The organism is Cryobacterium sp. N21, from assembly GCF_002929575.1.
GTDB classification, from domain to species: domain Bacteria; phylum Actinomycetota; class Actinomycetes; order Actinomycetales; family Microbacteriaceae; genus Cryobacterium; species Cryobacterium flavum.
This window is the reverse complement of sequence record NZ_PJJQ01000015.1, coordinates 1-14,269: the sequence shown is the minus strand read 5'-3', so window position 1 is coordinate 14,269 and position 14,269 is coordinate 1. Positions and strand designations below refer to the sequence as shown.

The following is a 14,269-nucleotide window of genomic DNA, read 5'->3' as shown; positions in this document are numbered from 1 at the left end:
GAGACGTCAGCGACTGCCTTGCGCGCCGACACTTGTGACACCGCGTCCGACGCCGGGACTGCTCCCGCGCAACCAGTGAGCATGCCGCACACCGCGAGGGACAACCATGCGACGGGGCTCGGATGGTGTCGGTTCGAAACGGAATGGGGCACGTTGTTGATCAAACCACAAGTCGGCCGGATGTTGTTGCGTGGGGGATGGCCCACATCAGCACGGCGTCAACGCCGAAGGCGAAGTCAAGCGGTGGTAATCATGTCATCGACGGTACCGCGGCTCCCCGCCCGCAAGCCGGACGACCAGCGCGACAGAGACGAGGCCAAACCACTCGGCGGCGGACCGCGCCGATGCCGTGTCACTGGGGAACGGTCAACGGGACGGTCCATGGCGATCTGTGCGTCGGGTAGCGTCGGAAGGGACCGGTCGGGACGTTCTGGGGAGTGATTAGTGTCGGGTGAACCCTTGGTGGAACAGGTGGGTGAGTTCTGGTCCTGCGTATCCGGATCGTTCTATCGCGCCGTAAACCCTGCGTATCAAGACGCAGCGCTTCTTGGTTCGCGTCTGGCCGGCAGGTACTCGGAACCGAATCAACGCACTCTGTACCTGAGTTCATCTCCTGAGGGAGTCGACGCGGCAATGATCGCCCATACTCAGGGTCGTGTCGACGAGCTCGTCTTGCTCAAATTTCACGTGGAGGCCCATAACATTGTCGATCTCCGAGACCCGGCCGTACTCCTGGTGGCCGGTGTCAACCTTGCAGACGCAGTCGCGCCTTGGCAGGACATTGTGAAAAACGGCGGCGAGCCCGCGTCGTGGAAGGTTCGCCGACGGCTAGAGGGTCTCGGAGCGAATGGCCTCATCGATCCTTCTCGCAAGCGCCCTGGCCGTTGGCATCTCACGCTATTCAGGTGGAATTCTGCGGATGCCCCACGCGTGGCTCTCGACTGACCTCCCCGAGTTCCACCTCGACGCCGAGCGTTAGGGGAACGTCCACCAAGACACCCGAGCCTGCGATCACTGACGCTGGTCCTGTTCCCAAAACATATTTGCTAGAGGAAAATGACTCTGTCAAGCTGATGCAGCAACCGTGTGACACGATCGGTCAAAGGGACTCTAAGCCATGATCTGCGCGGCCGATAGCGTTGTCCGGTCCGGCTGATCGGCCGTCCAGCGACAGAGTCGCTGGTTTCACTCGTGCGTGCCCTTGGTTGAGCGTCCGGTCCTATCCCCGGACGCTCAACCAAGGCGGTGCTGCTCCTTCTCAGGCCGGCGGCGCGAAGAACTCTAGCGGCAGCCCGTCGGGATCGCGGAAGGACAGGCCTGACCCGTATCGGGCGTCCTTGATCGTGTCGTGGCTGACGCCGAGCTGGTCCAGGCGTTTCTCCCAAAGTTCCAGCTCGGACCGGTCTGCGACGCCGAATGCGACGTGATCCAAGCCCGCACGGCGCTCGCTGAACGGCGTCGTCACGTCCGAGTCGGGGAACTGGTGCAGACCGACGAGGGTGCCGCTCACCATCCAGACGACGTGGCGGAAGGGCCCGGTGTCCTCATCGAGCACTGGCTGGTCCTCGAACAACTCCGTGTACCAGGGGACGCTCACCTCAAGGTCTCGTACCGTGAGCGCCACATGGGCGATGGGTGGGAAAATCGTCATCGATGGTTCCTCCTGGATTCCAATAAGCACGATCGTTCGTGCGTACGTCAACCCTACGGTCGTTCGTCTCGCAACCGTCGAGGGGATCGGCGGGCTCTCGATCGCGAGACTGGCCGACGCTGTGGGATGAGCAAGAGCGTCCTGTTCGGCCACTTCGGCTCCAAGGAGGAGCTGCAGCTCGCGACCGTCGAGGAGGCGGACGCACTTTTCGCCACCCAGGTGATCGAGCCAGCGACGACCGCGTCCACGGCCCCCGAGCGGCTGCACCTGCTGGTAGATCCGTAAGCGCGCCAAGCTCCCCGCATCGAAGCGCTTGGTTGATTCGTGCCCCCTGTCTTCTCGGACTCTTCACGCCAGCGGCCTGCCCCCGTTGATGTGGATCCTCATGGAAGCGTTTCTTCGGAGGGAAAACCAATGGCGTGCAGGGTTCTGATCGTATTACAACCGCCCCACGCCCGTTCCGCAAGACGAACCTTGACCGGGACACATTTTTATCAGCTCGAGACCGTGGGATCCAGGAACGGCGGGCGCTTGCCCGGCTTCACTCCTGGCGGCAGGATGGATGCTAGCGGTGGACGTTTTACCGCCGAGGTTGGCAACGGATTGGTCGGCGTGTCACGCCGCCACGGTGGCACGAGGTTCAGGTTGCGGGCGGAGCGCGCTGATAGTGAACCAGGCTGCGAGGATGACCGCCAGTCCTGCAGGGATCAAGGCCCAAACAATGAGTTCGGTGGCTCTGGTCCCTGTGAGTAACAGGCTACTTCCAGCAGCAGCGCCGACGGCGGAACCGAGATACATTGCCGCCATCTGGAACGCGATGATTGGCATCGCCTGCTCGGGTCGATCCCCGACGAGGGCTTGCTGCACGGTAGGCACGCTTGCCCAGCCTGCCGCGCCCCACAATGCTGCTGCGATTAGCCAGACTGCGGGGGAATCGGACACCCACATCGCAACGAAACTGGTCAGGAGGACTCCCGGCAGCACGATCAACAGGACTCGTGGCCCATAAGTGTCCAGTGGTCTGCCAATCAGTGCAGAGCCAGTGACGCCTCCAATGCCCCAGGCCCACACGAGTGCGAAGCCCCACCCTTCGAGGCCCTGGGTTTCTGCCATCGGCAGCACATACGTGTACAAGCCCAGACTGGCAACGCCGAGTAGGAATGCGATCAACACCCCAACGCAAGTTCTCGCGGACCGGAACACTCCAATTGCCGGGCCTATCGATGTCGGCAACGACGGCAACGTTCGAGCGCGCACAGCGAGTGCGAGCATGCCGAGCACACCAACGATGACGACCAGCCCCATCGTCCACCGCCAATTCAAGAGATCGCCGATGAGCATCCCGACCGGCACACCGACAACAGTTCCGGTGGACAGGCCGAACGTCACCATCGCCGTGGCCCGGCCCCGCTCGGACTCGGTGACCATCGCGGCCGCGGTTACCGTCGCAACCGCCGTGAGCACGCCCGCGCCGGCACCCGCAATCAGCCTGGAAGCGAGGAAGACCTCGATTCCAGGCGCGACCACAGTGATGAGGTTACCGAGGTTGAAAACGCCCAGCGCAATGAGCAGTGCACGTGCGGTGTGTCCGCGGCTGAGTCTCCCCGACATCATTGGGCCAGCCAGCGCATATGCGCCGGTGAATGCGGTCACCCCGAGCCCGACAGCGGCCAACGTCGTGGTCAGCGAGTCCGAGATCGAAGGCAGCACCCCGGCAAGCACATAGGCATCAATCCCCAGAGCAATGGCGGCGGCAACCAATGGCCATACCTTGCGAATCATGCCTCGGCCATCCCTGGATTTGATTCCTGGTAACCGTGAAGCACGGTGTCGATAAGTCCCGGGAAACGAGTTTCGAGGTCGTCGCGACGCAGCTGGATCATGCATTTACGACCCTCTGCGCGGACGAACACGACACCGGATTCGCGCAGCAGGCTTGTATGGTGTGTCAGCGTTGACCTCGGAAGGTCCGGCCCAAGCTCGATACTGTCAACTTCACCCCGCTCCGAGAGCAGCTGCACCATCGACAAACGCAGGGGCTCACTCAACGCGAACATCACTCTCGGGATCGCGATGTCCCCAGTCTCTGGATGCTTGTACACGCGTGCTGCTGCCATCTGGCCCACCTCCTATCGTTCGACTATTCTCGCACAAGCATAGTACGAGAATAGTCGAACGATAAATCGTGGGTCGCCGCAAAACGGGCCAGCGTGTATCAATGGCTTGATGACTGCGTGATCACGGCGACAAATGCCACCCAGCATCTCTGACGGAAACTAGAAAGAGCGCTACCCTCCAGAACAGTTGCACTGGCCAAACTGTGGTGCTTCATTTCGCCATCTCCAAGCCGCCCCGCAAGCCGGACGCCGAGGGGGACACGCAAACGGTCGATCGGCGACTTTCATCCGTTCCGTTTGGGGAACGCCCTACGGGACCCGACGAGATGTGGATATAAGCCGAGCGAACGTCACCGACTTTCCGTTCCGAATTCTTGCAGGCACCTGCACACCGGTCTTGCCCGGCCTCTACACCAGTTCCTTCCGGAACCAGTGGTTCGCGTACGGGTCCGAGTTATGCGCTTCCCCTTCAACGAAGCCGAGGGACGCATAGAGGTCGCGCGCCTCAATTAGGTCGGTGCGAGTGTCCAACCGGAGGGTACGGATTCCCATTTCCAGGGAATTGCGTTCCAGTTCCTCCATCAGCAGACGCCCCAAGCCGCGTCCACGTGCTGCAGATTCAACGAAAACTCGGGTCACCTCTCCGATAGCGTTAGGGCGAACTCGCATTCCTGCGCAGCCGAGCACAGAGAGCCCCTGGCGGGCGAGCAACAGAATCCCCGTAGGTGCGACGAGGTCACCGTTGGGGTATCCGGCTTCAGCATCTCGAACTTCCCCACGTGTAGCGGGCCGTTGATGGTACCGGCCAACCAAGTCCTCGTAATACCGAGTCGACACATCCTGAGCTTCGGCGGAGGTGGGCGAGGCGGCAGAGATAACGATCGGCAGGGCGGGGAACATACGTCCCAGAGTACTTCTCGGCGGCGGGGCGCTCTGTCCAAGGCCGAGACAGCTGGTTCTCCGCCCTCCCTTAGGAGGAACCCTCAACGGGACTGTCTAATTTCGAATCTATCGCTGACTTTGCTGACGTCATTGAACCGGCCGCTCATTGTCGAAAACTTCGCTGGGTAGAAGTGGCGCGTCCCTGAAAGCGCACCGTGGGCCTATGCCTAATTAACCTGCACGCCACAGTTAGGAGCTAACACTTCTGCTATTTCGCCGCAGACCTCCCTGTGGCCTCTTTCGAAGCTGTGCGTTTTGCCTCGGTGGCGATGGTCGCAAATGCCGCTCGCAGCGCTGGTGGTTCTACGACGGTTAGGGGTCTATCCATCAGAAGCAGCCAGCGTGCGATCGCGTTGTAGCTGTCCGCGCCGGCCTGGATGATTGACGTTTCGGCTGTTTCCTCGGTGATGGTTCCCCAGGCGGCTGAGATCCAGTGGGCGACCTCAGCGCGGGGAGCGTGAACGCGCACGGTCGCGGTCACCTGCCGGACCGCCGCATTGACTCGGCCCGCAACATAGACATCGAGGTCTTTTGCCGGCGGTTGTCGAGGGCGACTTGAGGCTGGCGTGATGGTGGCATCTGCTAGGCGGTCGACGCGAAAGATGCGCCAGTCGTTCACATCGAGGGAGAACGCGACGAGGTGCCACCGGTTCATCGTGCGAACGAGATGAAGGGGCTCAAGGTGTCGGCACCCCTTCACTCCCGAGCGCCCCTGGTACGTGACCTCGATTTGTCGGCGGTCCCGGCACGCTCGAGCAAGCTGCACGAGAGTGTTCGCGTTCACGGGCGCCGGGTCCGAGCCGATCTGGCTGCCCAGGTCGATGCGGCTGGAGTTCTGTGCCAGGGCATCGATCGTGGAACGCAGTCGGGGCGGCATGACGCGATTGAGCTTGTCGAGGGCGCTAAGCGCCCCAGGGGCTGCACCACGATTGCCTGTCGCGGATGCATCCTGCAGCGCGAGGAGGGTGGCAATTGCTTCTTCGGCGTCGAACATCAGCGGAGGCAATGTTGTACCGGCTTCGAGCTGGTAGCCACCACCAGTGCCGTGAACGCTGGCCACCGGGTAGCCCAGATCACGAAGCCGGGCGACGTCGCGTCGAACAGTGCGGGCCGTGACCTCCAGTTCGACTGCTAACTCGGCAGCATTCCACTCCCGGGTGCGTTGTAGCAGCGCTAACAATCTCAGCAGTCGTCCGGAGGTATCCCACATAATCTTCATCTTCCACCCTGTAGCGGACAATACCTGTCCGGTACTGCTTCTACGGTGGCACCTGCCCGGCAACCACCGGGCCGAACCGAACTGGAGTACTTCACATGCCCAACATCACCGCGCTTGCCACTACCACCGAGGAGATCGTCCTGAACCAGTACCGCACCGATCACACCATCTCTCCTTCGCACTGCCTCACGATGCAGACAATTGAAGCCGCACGTCTGGAGCCCGGTCAGGTTCGCGTGCGGAACGATTTCATTCAGATCACCGCCGTCATGGCCGATCTCATGACGGAACATCCCGGTCTTCCAATGCCGCCCTATGCGCTGGGGACGCCGCTCTGGGGCGGGGCCGTTGGAACAGTCACAGAGTCAGCAGCCGACCTGCCGGTCGGATCCGTCGTGACTCACATGAGCGGATGGCGGGAGGAGACCGTCGCGGCTGCAGAAACGTTTTGGCCGGTACCGATCGAAGTCCTGCCGGGAGCGGAATACGTGCTGAATCAAGGTGTCACTGCGTATCACGGGATCGTTGATATCGCCCAGGTCCGTGAGGGCGATGTGGTTTTCGTCAGCGGGGCTGCGGGCGGCGTTGGTTCACTCGCCGGACAAATTGCAAAAGCGCTGGGCGCGAAGACCGTCATCGGGAGCGCAGGCAGCGATGACAAAGTCGCCTACCTGGTTGACGAGCTCGGCTTCGACGCCGCGGTCAACTACCGTACGGAGTCGATCGCCTCCCGCTTGCAAGAACTAGCGCCAGAAGGCATCGACGTCTTCTTCGACACGGTTGGCGGTGACCAATTTGTGGCGGCAGTTCAGGCCGCGGCTCCCGGTGCACGCTTCGCGCTCTGCGGGGCACTGGCCGGTCAGATTGATGGCGGCGACGCAGGCAGTCCGCGTCTTGACATCATGACGGCCATCGTCAAACAAATTGAGATTCGCCCCTTCTCTACCTTCCACACCCCCCACCAGATCCAAGCTTGGAACCAGCACTACGGGCTCTGGCTCAGCGAAGGCAAAATCGTCTTTCCGCACACCATCGTCAACGGCGGCCTTGAGGCGGCGCCGGCGGTCCTTGACGGACTCCTCCTGGGGAAATTTCGCGGCAACGTCATCGTTCGCCTCGACCGCGAGTGAAACAACAACGCGCTGTCCTCGCCGTCTGCAGTATTGCGCAGTTCCTGGTCGTTCTCGATAGTTCAATCTTGACTGTCGCACTGCCGCAGCTGGCAGCAGACCTCGGCATCTCACGAGAAAACCTGCCCTGGGTCGTGAACGCTTTCGCTATCCCGATTGCCGGGCTGCTCCTCGTATCGGGACGTTTAGCCGATACGTTTGGGGCGCGTCGGATCCTGCTTATAGGGGTTGCCCTTTTTGCAGTGGACAGTCTGGTCGGGGGAACGGCTCCAACGGCCGGCGTCCTGATCGCGGCGCGCATGGCCCAGGGGATCGCTGCTGCGCTCATCTCGCCAGCGACGCTGTCACTGCTGTCGCTTTCCTTCCCTGCAGGCCCGGGGCGCGCTCGTGCTTTTGGACTGTGGGGTGCCGCGGCAGGTAGCGGCGGTGCGATTGGCGTTCTCACCGGCGGTCTGTTGGTCGAGTGGTCGAGTTGGCGGTGGACTCTTCTCGTAAACGTCCCGCTGTGCGTGGTTCTCCTTGGTCTTTTGACCATCGCTATCGGTCGTATTCAGCCAGTACAGAGGGGCAGCCTCGATCTGCCCGGAGCGGCGGCGGGGACAGTCTGCGTCACGACCCTGACGCTGGGGTTCGCGTCGCTTCAATCAAAGTTGCTCGACGTCCCCGCGGCTGTCTGGTTCGTCACAGCAGCGGGGAGCCTCCTCCTGTTCGTCTTCATCGAAATCGGGTCATCGTCGAATCCCTTGTTACCCCTTCGACGCTTGGCCGGGGAACGGGTGTGGCAGCTCCCCACGGCAATGCTTCTCGTCGGTGGGGCAATGACCAGTACTTTCTATTTTCTGACCCTGAATTTCCAAGTGCACAGAGATCTGAATGCGCTCCAGACAGGGTTGTCATTTCTGCCTTTGTCCGCGGCCGCCTTCATCGCAGCCGCCGCCTCTCCGGCCATCGTAAGAAAGCTCGGATCCATGAATGCGGCTGTCCTCGCAGTCTTACTCATGAGTGTTTGTCTGTTCGCCATCGCCGCTGTAGCCCAAGACGGTTGGACGGGTGCGATCATCTTCATCAGTGCTGGCTTCGGCGCCGGCATGGGGGTGGCGATCAGTACCCTTGCAAACCTCATCACGGCATCCTTTCCCAGCAGCCTCGGGGGCATCGCCTCCGGAATCCTCACGACTGCGCAGCAGATTGGGAACACCGTCGGACTCGCGGCTATAGTCACCATCGACCTCGGTACTGCATCTCCAAGCCACAACATTGCGTTCCTGGCGGCCGCGGTACTGGCGCTCATCGCAGCCGGATGGCTGGCCTACCAAGCTACGACACGACGATCCAACAGATCAGTCGACACACCATCGCCACGTACTGCTGCACACAACAGCCTCTAAATCGTTGCGGCAGATCATCGGCTGAGATTAGGCCAATAACGCCGGGTCCCGTAGGACGAACGTTTAACGGGTCTCGAGTAGATCGACCGCGGGTACAGAACGACGCGCGCTGGTGGGGCACTCGTCATTGCAATGGTGGCAACTGATGCCCCGGCCATGGCGTCTACCCACTCGGTTTCCTCCGCATCGTCGACCGTAGTCACGACTCATGCGACCTCAGCTGTGGCCTCGGCTGCGACGGCCATTCGGTCTGCGCGGGATCTTGGGCCGTTCTGGGCTCAGGCCGAAAGACTGATTGGCGGCTTCTCTGGGTCTCTAATCGCTTCCGCGACTAGCCCGTGGGCGGCGGCGGCCGCATGGCGGCCTACCTCGGTAGTGTGAGCCAAGAGAAGCGCGACAAGGCCGGGAATTTCGCCTACTGATGAATACTAAAATGAAGGAGAACACCGTGACCGAAAGACGGGAAGGTCAGGCCAAGCGGCCAAGCGGCCGTCAGATCGTGGGCTGGGTCGCGATCGTGTTCTGCGGGTTGCTGGCCTTCGTTAATGCCGCCACGATCGCGTCCAGTGATGGGATGCGCGCGTTTCTGATCGTCGCCGGCGTCGTGCTTATTGGAATCTTGGTTACCCTTCTGGGCCGCTGGTTCTTCAAACGCGAGAACCCTGCGGGTCCGAAGGGGTGCTGACGACCCTTCCCATTTTTGAAGAGGGGCAGCACACATGGGCTGCCCTTCTATTTTATCTATCCACAGGTAGGTGTCGCGCTCCGCTCCGCGGCACTCGATTTGCGCAGTGGGCCCATTCTTGCCTCGGACGCTGACCGCCACTAACCCAATGAATGTCAGTCTTGCTGCCCATCCCGCAAGCGTAACCCTTGAGGGGTCTGCTGCACGGTTAGGTGACAGTAGCCGACATCCCCTGAAAACATTGGTGACAGGGCATTTCCTCGACGATGTGAGGTAATCACGATACTCTCCGCGTGCTCCTCCAATGTGGGTACGGCGTTGTGAAATACATCGCAGTATTGACTGAACACCACCGGTGTCCCGTTGGCCTCCGAAGTGGGGGTTTTGCGCTTTGCGATTTCACGACGCCGACTAGTAAACAGTTACCGACGCTCTGGGCATTGTGCCGCGTGATGTGTCCGGCGGTTGCTCGACTCTGCTGATCGTGTCGCCCTGTGTCAGGGTCCCGGGTCTACAAGCCCTGCTGGCGCAGCAGTTCAGGAATACGCTCGCGGAAAGGGAAGAACCCGCGCGCGGCGTAGGGCCAAGCGAGCGTGTCCCAGCGCCGCCTGACGATCGTGACCGTTATTCCCTCCGAGGCGAGAGCGGCGCCGAGCGTCAGCATCCGTTGCTGCACCGGGCCTACCGGTGCGTTCGGCATAACCACCGTATCGAGGCGTTCGGACTCCGCCCACTTCAGAACCGTGGAGGGGAGCGCGTCGGGTAGCACTCTCGCCGGTCGCCCGAGGGCGTCTAAGGCCCGCTTGGCAGCGTCATCGAGGGCTGATGCCGTGAATCGCCGCACTGCAGCCGAGGCGCCGGAGGGCGAGCGCTCGTCGGGATCGGTGGATCCGGCGATAGCCACGAGTCGGCTGTTCGAATCCAACCAGGAAAGCTCGGCGCGCAGGCTTGCCGCGTCCAGATCCTCTTCGTGCAGCAACAGCCCCACTCGGGCGCCCAATGGGGTGGATTCGGCGGGAGCAATCGGTGCCCGCGTTGGCAGTGGCTCTTCGATGATCGCTCGTGCCGACGTGGCGAGTCCCGATGGCGAGAACCGGCCCTCGGTGTAGCGAGAAATGTTCGATGCCGTCGCGAGGTAGGTCTTTCCGGCGGTCTGAAGCCCGGCAACCCACCGCCAGGAGAGCGTGTTGGAGGCGGCATCGCCATCAAGAAGGTGTCGATAGAAGAAGTCCGCACCGAGTTGCCACGGCAGGCCGAGCGTGAAGATCCAGATGCTCGCAAACCACATGCGGGTGTGGTTGTGCAGGTATCCGGTGTCCACAAGCTCACGCACCCACGCATCCATCGCATCAATGCCGGTGTGCCCAGCGATAGCTTCGCGGTAACCTCCGGAGCGTGTGTCACTCGCGAGCCCGAGCTCGGCCACATCGCGGCGATACCGTCGCCACACCTCGGGATTCTGCTCGAGCCATCCCTTCCAGTACGTCCGCCAGAAGACTTCCTGCACAAATTTCTCGCATGCACCGAACCGATGCCGTTCAAGCACAGCCGAAACCACTTCGCGCTCGGTCAGGAGTCTGTGGCGGAGGTACGGAGAGAGACCGGAGACGTTTTCACGGGAGGGTCCAGTGTCGTGATTGCGGTCTCGCGTGTAATCTAACCCTGCATGAGGGACGAACAGGCCGAGGGTTTCGAGGCCGGCAGCTCGGGTAGGAGTGAACATCCCTCTCATCATGCACCATGTGAATTTGAGAAGGTCCCGTCGGCCCCCTGGGGCAACCCAGAACGGCGAACTTAACCGGTCGTCGCAACGAATTGTTGAATTCGCCGCCGGACTGCGGGACAGATCTGGGGCCAAACCGCCCGGCGGCCGTGCCGCTGATGCCGTGTCACTCGGGGACGGTGAGCGGGCACGTCCGCACGGATACTGGGATCTGCGGGTCACGAGCCCGAGGGTGTCGCGTTTGCCCCGACCTTTGAACAGTCGCGCTCAGGTGCGTTAGCTGCGACAGCGAAGCAGGTCCTTTTGCGCCCTTCGCAAGAGCCAAGGCTTGGCGATATCAACTAGATTCAGCGCGCGAGTAGAACGATGCCTCGGCATCGCGGCGACGCGCGACGTCATCGACCGCGAACTGCACGAAGTCCTCGTCGCGAACGATAATGACAACGTCCTCCACGGCGTCGGCGGGCGCTTCGCCTGGCCATGACGTCTGCCGAGTCGAACGATCCCGCTCCAGCCGCGTCCCCGAGATCGCGACCCATTCGCGAAGTCGCTGGCGGGCATCCGCGAAGTCACGGTGCCAGCCGAGCGGGGCTGAGCCGTGCTGGTCGGGGTCGTAGGCGCCGAGCCAGTGTAGGTGCAGCGCGGAGAGTTCCCAGATGAGTTCGGGGTGGCGGTGCCAGAACGGCGGCACGACGGATGCTGGCAGCCCGTGGGTGCGTCGCAGCCAGTTCACCCAGTGGTTGAGTTCGATCCATTCAGTTTCGGCGTCGTCGGCGCTGAGGAGGTTTCAATTGATCGGATGCGGCGGCTCCGCAGTGAGCGGCCCGTCGAGATCTTCCAACGAGCTTGCTCCGAACGCGTCGTCGTGTTCACCGGATGCCCACTCGACCAAGGACTCTGCCATCGCTGCTTCACCACCCCGAGCTGGCGTGAGCAGCTTCCGTCTCGCTGACGATTGCCGTCTGCGTTGCCGCAGCGTCCTGTTCGCTGCCCTGAGCCGAGCGATTGGTTCTAGTGATCTGGTAGTTAGTGCGAGCGAGATCATGGCCGATCTTCTTGGCGACGAACTCTTCGCGTTGGATGGTTTCGCCGTCGCGCTCGACCTGGAAGGTGCGCACATATCCTTCGGCGACGAAGCTGTCGCCTTTGGCGAAGCTTAATCGGGATTCGATCCGTCGGGCCGCGGCTCGCCGGCATCGTGAGGCGGAGGTGCGGGCGCGGGGGAGGGAGCGGGCGAAGCGGTGGCGGGTGGAGCATCCGGAGCGCAGGCGGGAGTATCAGCAGCGGTGGGTGGCGGAGAATCGCGAGAAGGTGCGCGAGTATTACAACCGTTACTACGAGGCCCATCGCGGCGAGGTGAATGCCCGGGGCGCGGCCAGGCGGGATGCGGACCCGGAGCGCACGAAGCAGATAACCCGGCAGTGGGCTGAGCGCAACAAGGAGCGTCGTGCCGAGCTGCAGCGCAACCGGCGCAGCGATCCGGAGATCTACCGGTCCGAGCTGGAGGCCAACGCGGCGGCGCGACGGCGGAAGCGCAGCCTGAGTCGGGCCGGCCTCCCGCCAAAGCTTCTGCACGCGACTACTGCGGCCGAGCGCCGGGCCAACGAGCGCGAGGCCGACGCCTATTTCAGTGACTCGTCACGGCCCGAACATCTCCGGCAGTTCACGGTGTTCGCGGAGTCGCTCACCGAGCACATGCTCAAGAACGGTGCCCGCATGCGCGATTTCGCCGACGCCTACGTGGAAACTAGAGCACGCATGGGGCTCCCGCCAGTTTCGGTGGAGACCATCGTCTACGCCCAGGCGGTCGAATTCGTCACAGAGCGGATGCGCCGGGTCGACCTCCTGACCGGCCGCGACGTCGCAGCGGCCGTTCGCGCCACGGAGGCCATGGTTCGGCGCGAAGAGCGGCAGCAGCAGTTCGAGCGACTCATAAGAACAGTCGTGACCCATGCTCACCGCAATAGTGCACGGTTTCTCGTCGACGCGGAGATGGATAACCAGGCTAGGACTCATCGGGGAAAGCCTCGTGTGCCCGTCGAGTCACTGGTCGTGCAGCTTGCGATGCAGGAGGTCGTTGGGCGCGTGCCCACGAACAGGCTGACCATCGAGGATGCTCGGAATGTTGCCCGCGTCGCGCAGCAGCGCGTTGCGATGTCTTTCCAAGGTCCTGCGGACGCGGTAGACGAACGGATTCACCGACCGTCCGTCGGGTAACTGGCCTTTGGCTTGCCACCCCTGGAGATGGGCATATTTCGCGATCTCTCTGGTCGCCTGCCCAGATCGGTCAAGCGCGGTCGCGACCGTTGTGCCGAAGCACGACCAGGAGTTCGGCTCGCGTTCGGTATCGTATGTCGAATGGGTGGGTCTGGGACCAAACATGGGGACTTGATGCGCGCACGTTTATTCAACGTTTATTGCGTCGAGACCAGCCGAGATGGGCCTAGGTGATGCGATAGAATTGCAATAGAAATCACAGGGAACTCCTGATCAGATCGAGATCGGACGAGTTCAGTCTAGGTTTCGCAATGAGAGTCGCTCGGCTAAAAAGGGTCCGCCGCAATCCGATTGTCGTAGGTTCGATTCCTACCGGGGGCACCACGCCTGGGTGACTGCAGTGAGTAATGCAGAAGGCCGCGACTCGCTGTTTTGCTCGAGGCGAGCCCGGTCGAAGTCAAAGATGAACAGAATTCCGGCCGCGCTTGATGGTCTTAGGTGCGCCAGGGTGGTTCGGGGTTGGTGGTGTTAGCCCGGTGGCTCTGGGTGGGCCGCCAGGTTTGGGTCGGGTCCCAGAGCAGGGGGCCGCGTACTTGGGGTCGGCTGTTGATCATGCGGATTTTCCATCCGCTGGTGTCGATGGTGTGGTGGTGGAACCAGCAGAGGAGGACACCGTTGTCGATGTCGGTGCGGCCGTGTTGTTGCCAGGGGATGACGTGGTGGGTTTCGGTCCAGCGGGCGGGGATGGTGCAGCCGGGGATGATGCAGCCTCCGTCGCGGGCGGTGATGGCGGCGCGTTGTTTGGGGGTGAAGCAGCGGATTGTGTCGCCGAGGTAGAGCACGTCGCCGGTGTCGCCGACGATGACTTTCTGGGCGCCGCCGGAGCAGATGGTCTCGTTTACCCGGCGCAGGCTGACGGGCGCTTCGACGCCGTCGATCCAGCCGACGCCGCGGCCTGCGTTGAGGTCGGTGGCGTTGACGTGGATCATGACGGTGGGGGCGGCGCCGCCCATGGTGGGGGTTTTGGGGTCGCGCGCGGCGGCTTGGGAGACGTCGCGGAGGATGTCGGCGCGTTTCTCGCCCGCGGTGCGGCGGTCCCCGTCGAAGCGGGTGTCGCCGTTGAACGGGTCGGAACTGAACGGGTCGGCGCTGAACCGCTCGGTGTTGCCGTCCGCCTCATCAACGCCATCCAGTGTG

The 14,269-nt window shown here is 62.4% G+C and carries 14 protein-coding genes and 1 pseudogene; 6 read left to right on the top strand and 9 right to left on the bottom strand.

What is annotated here, in order from left to right:
* Positions 1–444: 444 nt before the first annotated feature.
* Positions 445–945: an RES family NAD+ phosphorylase gene (locus CXY77_RS00495; RefSeq protein ID WP_369831277.1), complete on the top strand. Its 501-nt coding sequence runs from the start codon at positions 445–447 to the stop codon at positions 943–945.
* 313 nt (positions 946–1,258) lie between these two features.
* On the opposite strand, the gene CXY77_RS00490 is transcribed toward CXY77_RS00495, so the two are convergent.
* Positions 1,259–1,651 (bottom strand): VOC family protein, encoded by a 393-nt coding sequence (locus tag CXY77_RS00490; RefSeq protein WP_092342574.1) that lies wholly within the window; start codon positions 1,649–1,651, stop codon positions 1,259–1,261.
* A 126-nt stretch (positions 1,652–1,777) separates the two neighbouring features.
* Between CXY77_RS00490 and CXY77_RS20435 the strand changes: the two genes are divergently transcribed.
* A complete protein-coding gene (locus CXY77_RS20435; RefSeq protein WP_233197141.1) occupies positions 1,778–1,936 on the top strand; it encodes a hypothetical protein in 159 nt (52 codons plus the stop codon).
* A gap of 330 nt (positions 1,937–2,266) precedes the next feature.
* Here the strand turns inward: CXY77_RS20435 and CXY77_RS00485 are convergent, their stop codons facing one another.
* The 4 genes from CXY77_RS00485 to CXY77_RS00470 form a co-directional block, all read right to left on the bottom strand.
* Entirely contained in the window at positions 2,267–3,433 is a 1,167-nt protein-coding gene (locus CXY77_RS00485) for an MFS transporter (protein WP_104087668.1), read from the bottom strand.
* Complete coding sequence (locus CXY77_RS00480; protein ID WP_167552447.1) at positions 3,430–3,768, bottom strand: helix-turn-helix transcriptional regulator; 339 nt, start codon at positions 3,766–3,768, stop codon at positions 3,430–3,432. The genes CXY77_RS00485 and CXY77_RS00480 overlap by 4 nt, the downstream gene beginning before the upstream one ends.
* A gap of 408 nt (positions 3,769–4,176) precedes the next feature.
* Positions 4,177–4,668, bottom strand: a complete 492-nt coding sequence (locus CXY77_RS20950; RefSeq protein WP_104087669.1) for a GNAT family N-acetyltransferase — start codon at positions 4,666–4,668, stop codon at positions 4,177–4,179.
* 250 nt (positions 4,669–4,918) lie between these two features.
* Positions 4,919–5,929: a YafY family protein gene (locus CXY77_RS00470; RefSeq protein ID WP_104087671.1), complete on the bottom strand. Its 1,011-nt coding sequence runs from the start codon at positions 5,927–5,929 to the stop codon at positions 4,919–4,921.
* A 95-nt stretch (positions 5,930–6,024) separates the two neighbouring features.
* Here CXY77_RS00470 and CXY77_RS00465 point away from each other — a divergent pair, with 95 nt between their 5' ends.
* The 3 genes from CXY77_RS00465 to CXY77_RS00455 all read left to right on the top strand — a co-directional run bounded on the left by CXY77_RS00465 (position 6,025) and on the right by CXY77_RS00455 (position 9,132).
* The gene (locus CXY77_RS00465) at positions 6,025–7,059 is read left to right on the top strand and encodes an NADP-dependent oxidoreductase (protein ID WP_104087672.1); all 1,035 of its coding nucleotides are present in this window, start codon (positions 6,025–6,027) and stop codon (positions 7,057–7,059) included.
* Complete coding sequence (locus tag CXY77_RS00460) at positions 7,056–8,447, top strand: MFS transporter (protein ID WP_233197140.1); 1,392 nt, start codon at positions 7,056–7,058, stop codon at positions 8,445–8,447. The genes CXY77_RS00465 and CXY77_RS00460 overlap by 4 nt, the downstream gene beginning before the upstream one ends.
* A gap of 448 nt (positions 8,448–8,895) precedes the next feature.
* Positions 8,896–9,132, top strand: coding sequence for a DUF2207 domain-containing protein (locus tag CXY77_RS00455; protein WP_140425430.1), 237 nt, complete (start codon positions 8,896–8,898; stop codon positions 9,130–9,132).
* Positions 9,133–9,643: 511 nt separating this feature from the next.
* Here CXY77_RS00455 and CXY77_RS00450 read toward each other — a convergent pair.
* From CXY77_RS00450 to CXY77_RS00440, 3 genes and pseudogenes are all read right to left on the bottom strand, one after another.
* A complete protein-coding gene (locus CXY77_RS00450; RefSeq protein ID WP_104087675.1) occupies positions 9,644–10,855 on the bottom strand; it encodes an FAD-binding domain-containing protein in 1,212 nt (403 codons plus the stop codon).
* A 337-nt stretch (positions 10,856–11,192) separates the two neighbouring features.
* Positions 11,193–11,759: pseudogene (locus tag CXY77_RS00445) on the bottom strand (hypothetical protein).
* A 7-nt stretch (positions 11,760–11,766) separates the two neighbouring features.
* The gene (locus tag CXY77_RS00440; RefSeq protein ID WP_092342558.1) at positions 11,767–11,973 is read right to left on the bottom strand and encodes a hypothetical protein; all 207 of its coding nucleotides are present in this window, start codon (positions 11,971–11,973) and stop codon (positions 11,767–11,769) included.
* A gap of 28 nt (positions 11,974–12,001) precedes the next feature.
* On the opposite strand from CXY77_RS00440, the gene CXY77_RS00435 reads away from it, so the two are divergent.
* On the top strand, positions 12,002–13,072 hold the full coding sequence (locus CXY77_RS00435) for a hypothetical protein (protein ID WP_104087676.1): 1,071 nt from the start codon (positions 12,002–12,004) through the stop codon (positions 13,070–13,072).
* A 494-nt stretch (positions 13,073–13,566) separates the two neighbouring features.
* Here CXY77_RS00435 and CXY77_RS00430 read toward each other — a convergent pair.
* Positions 13,567–14,269: HNH endonuclease signature motif containing protein (locus CXY77_RS00430; RefSeq protein ID WP_140425429.1), on the bottom strand; the 703-nt coding region annotated here is incomplete at its 5' end.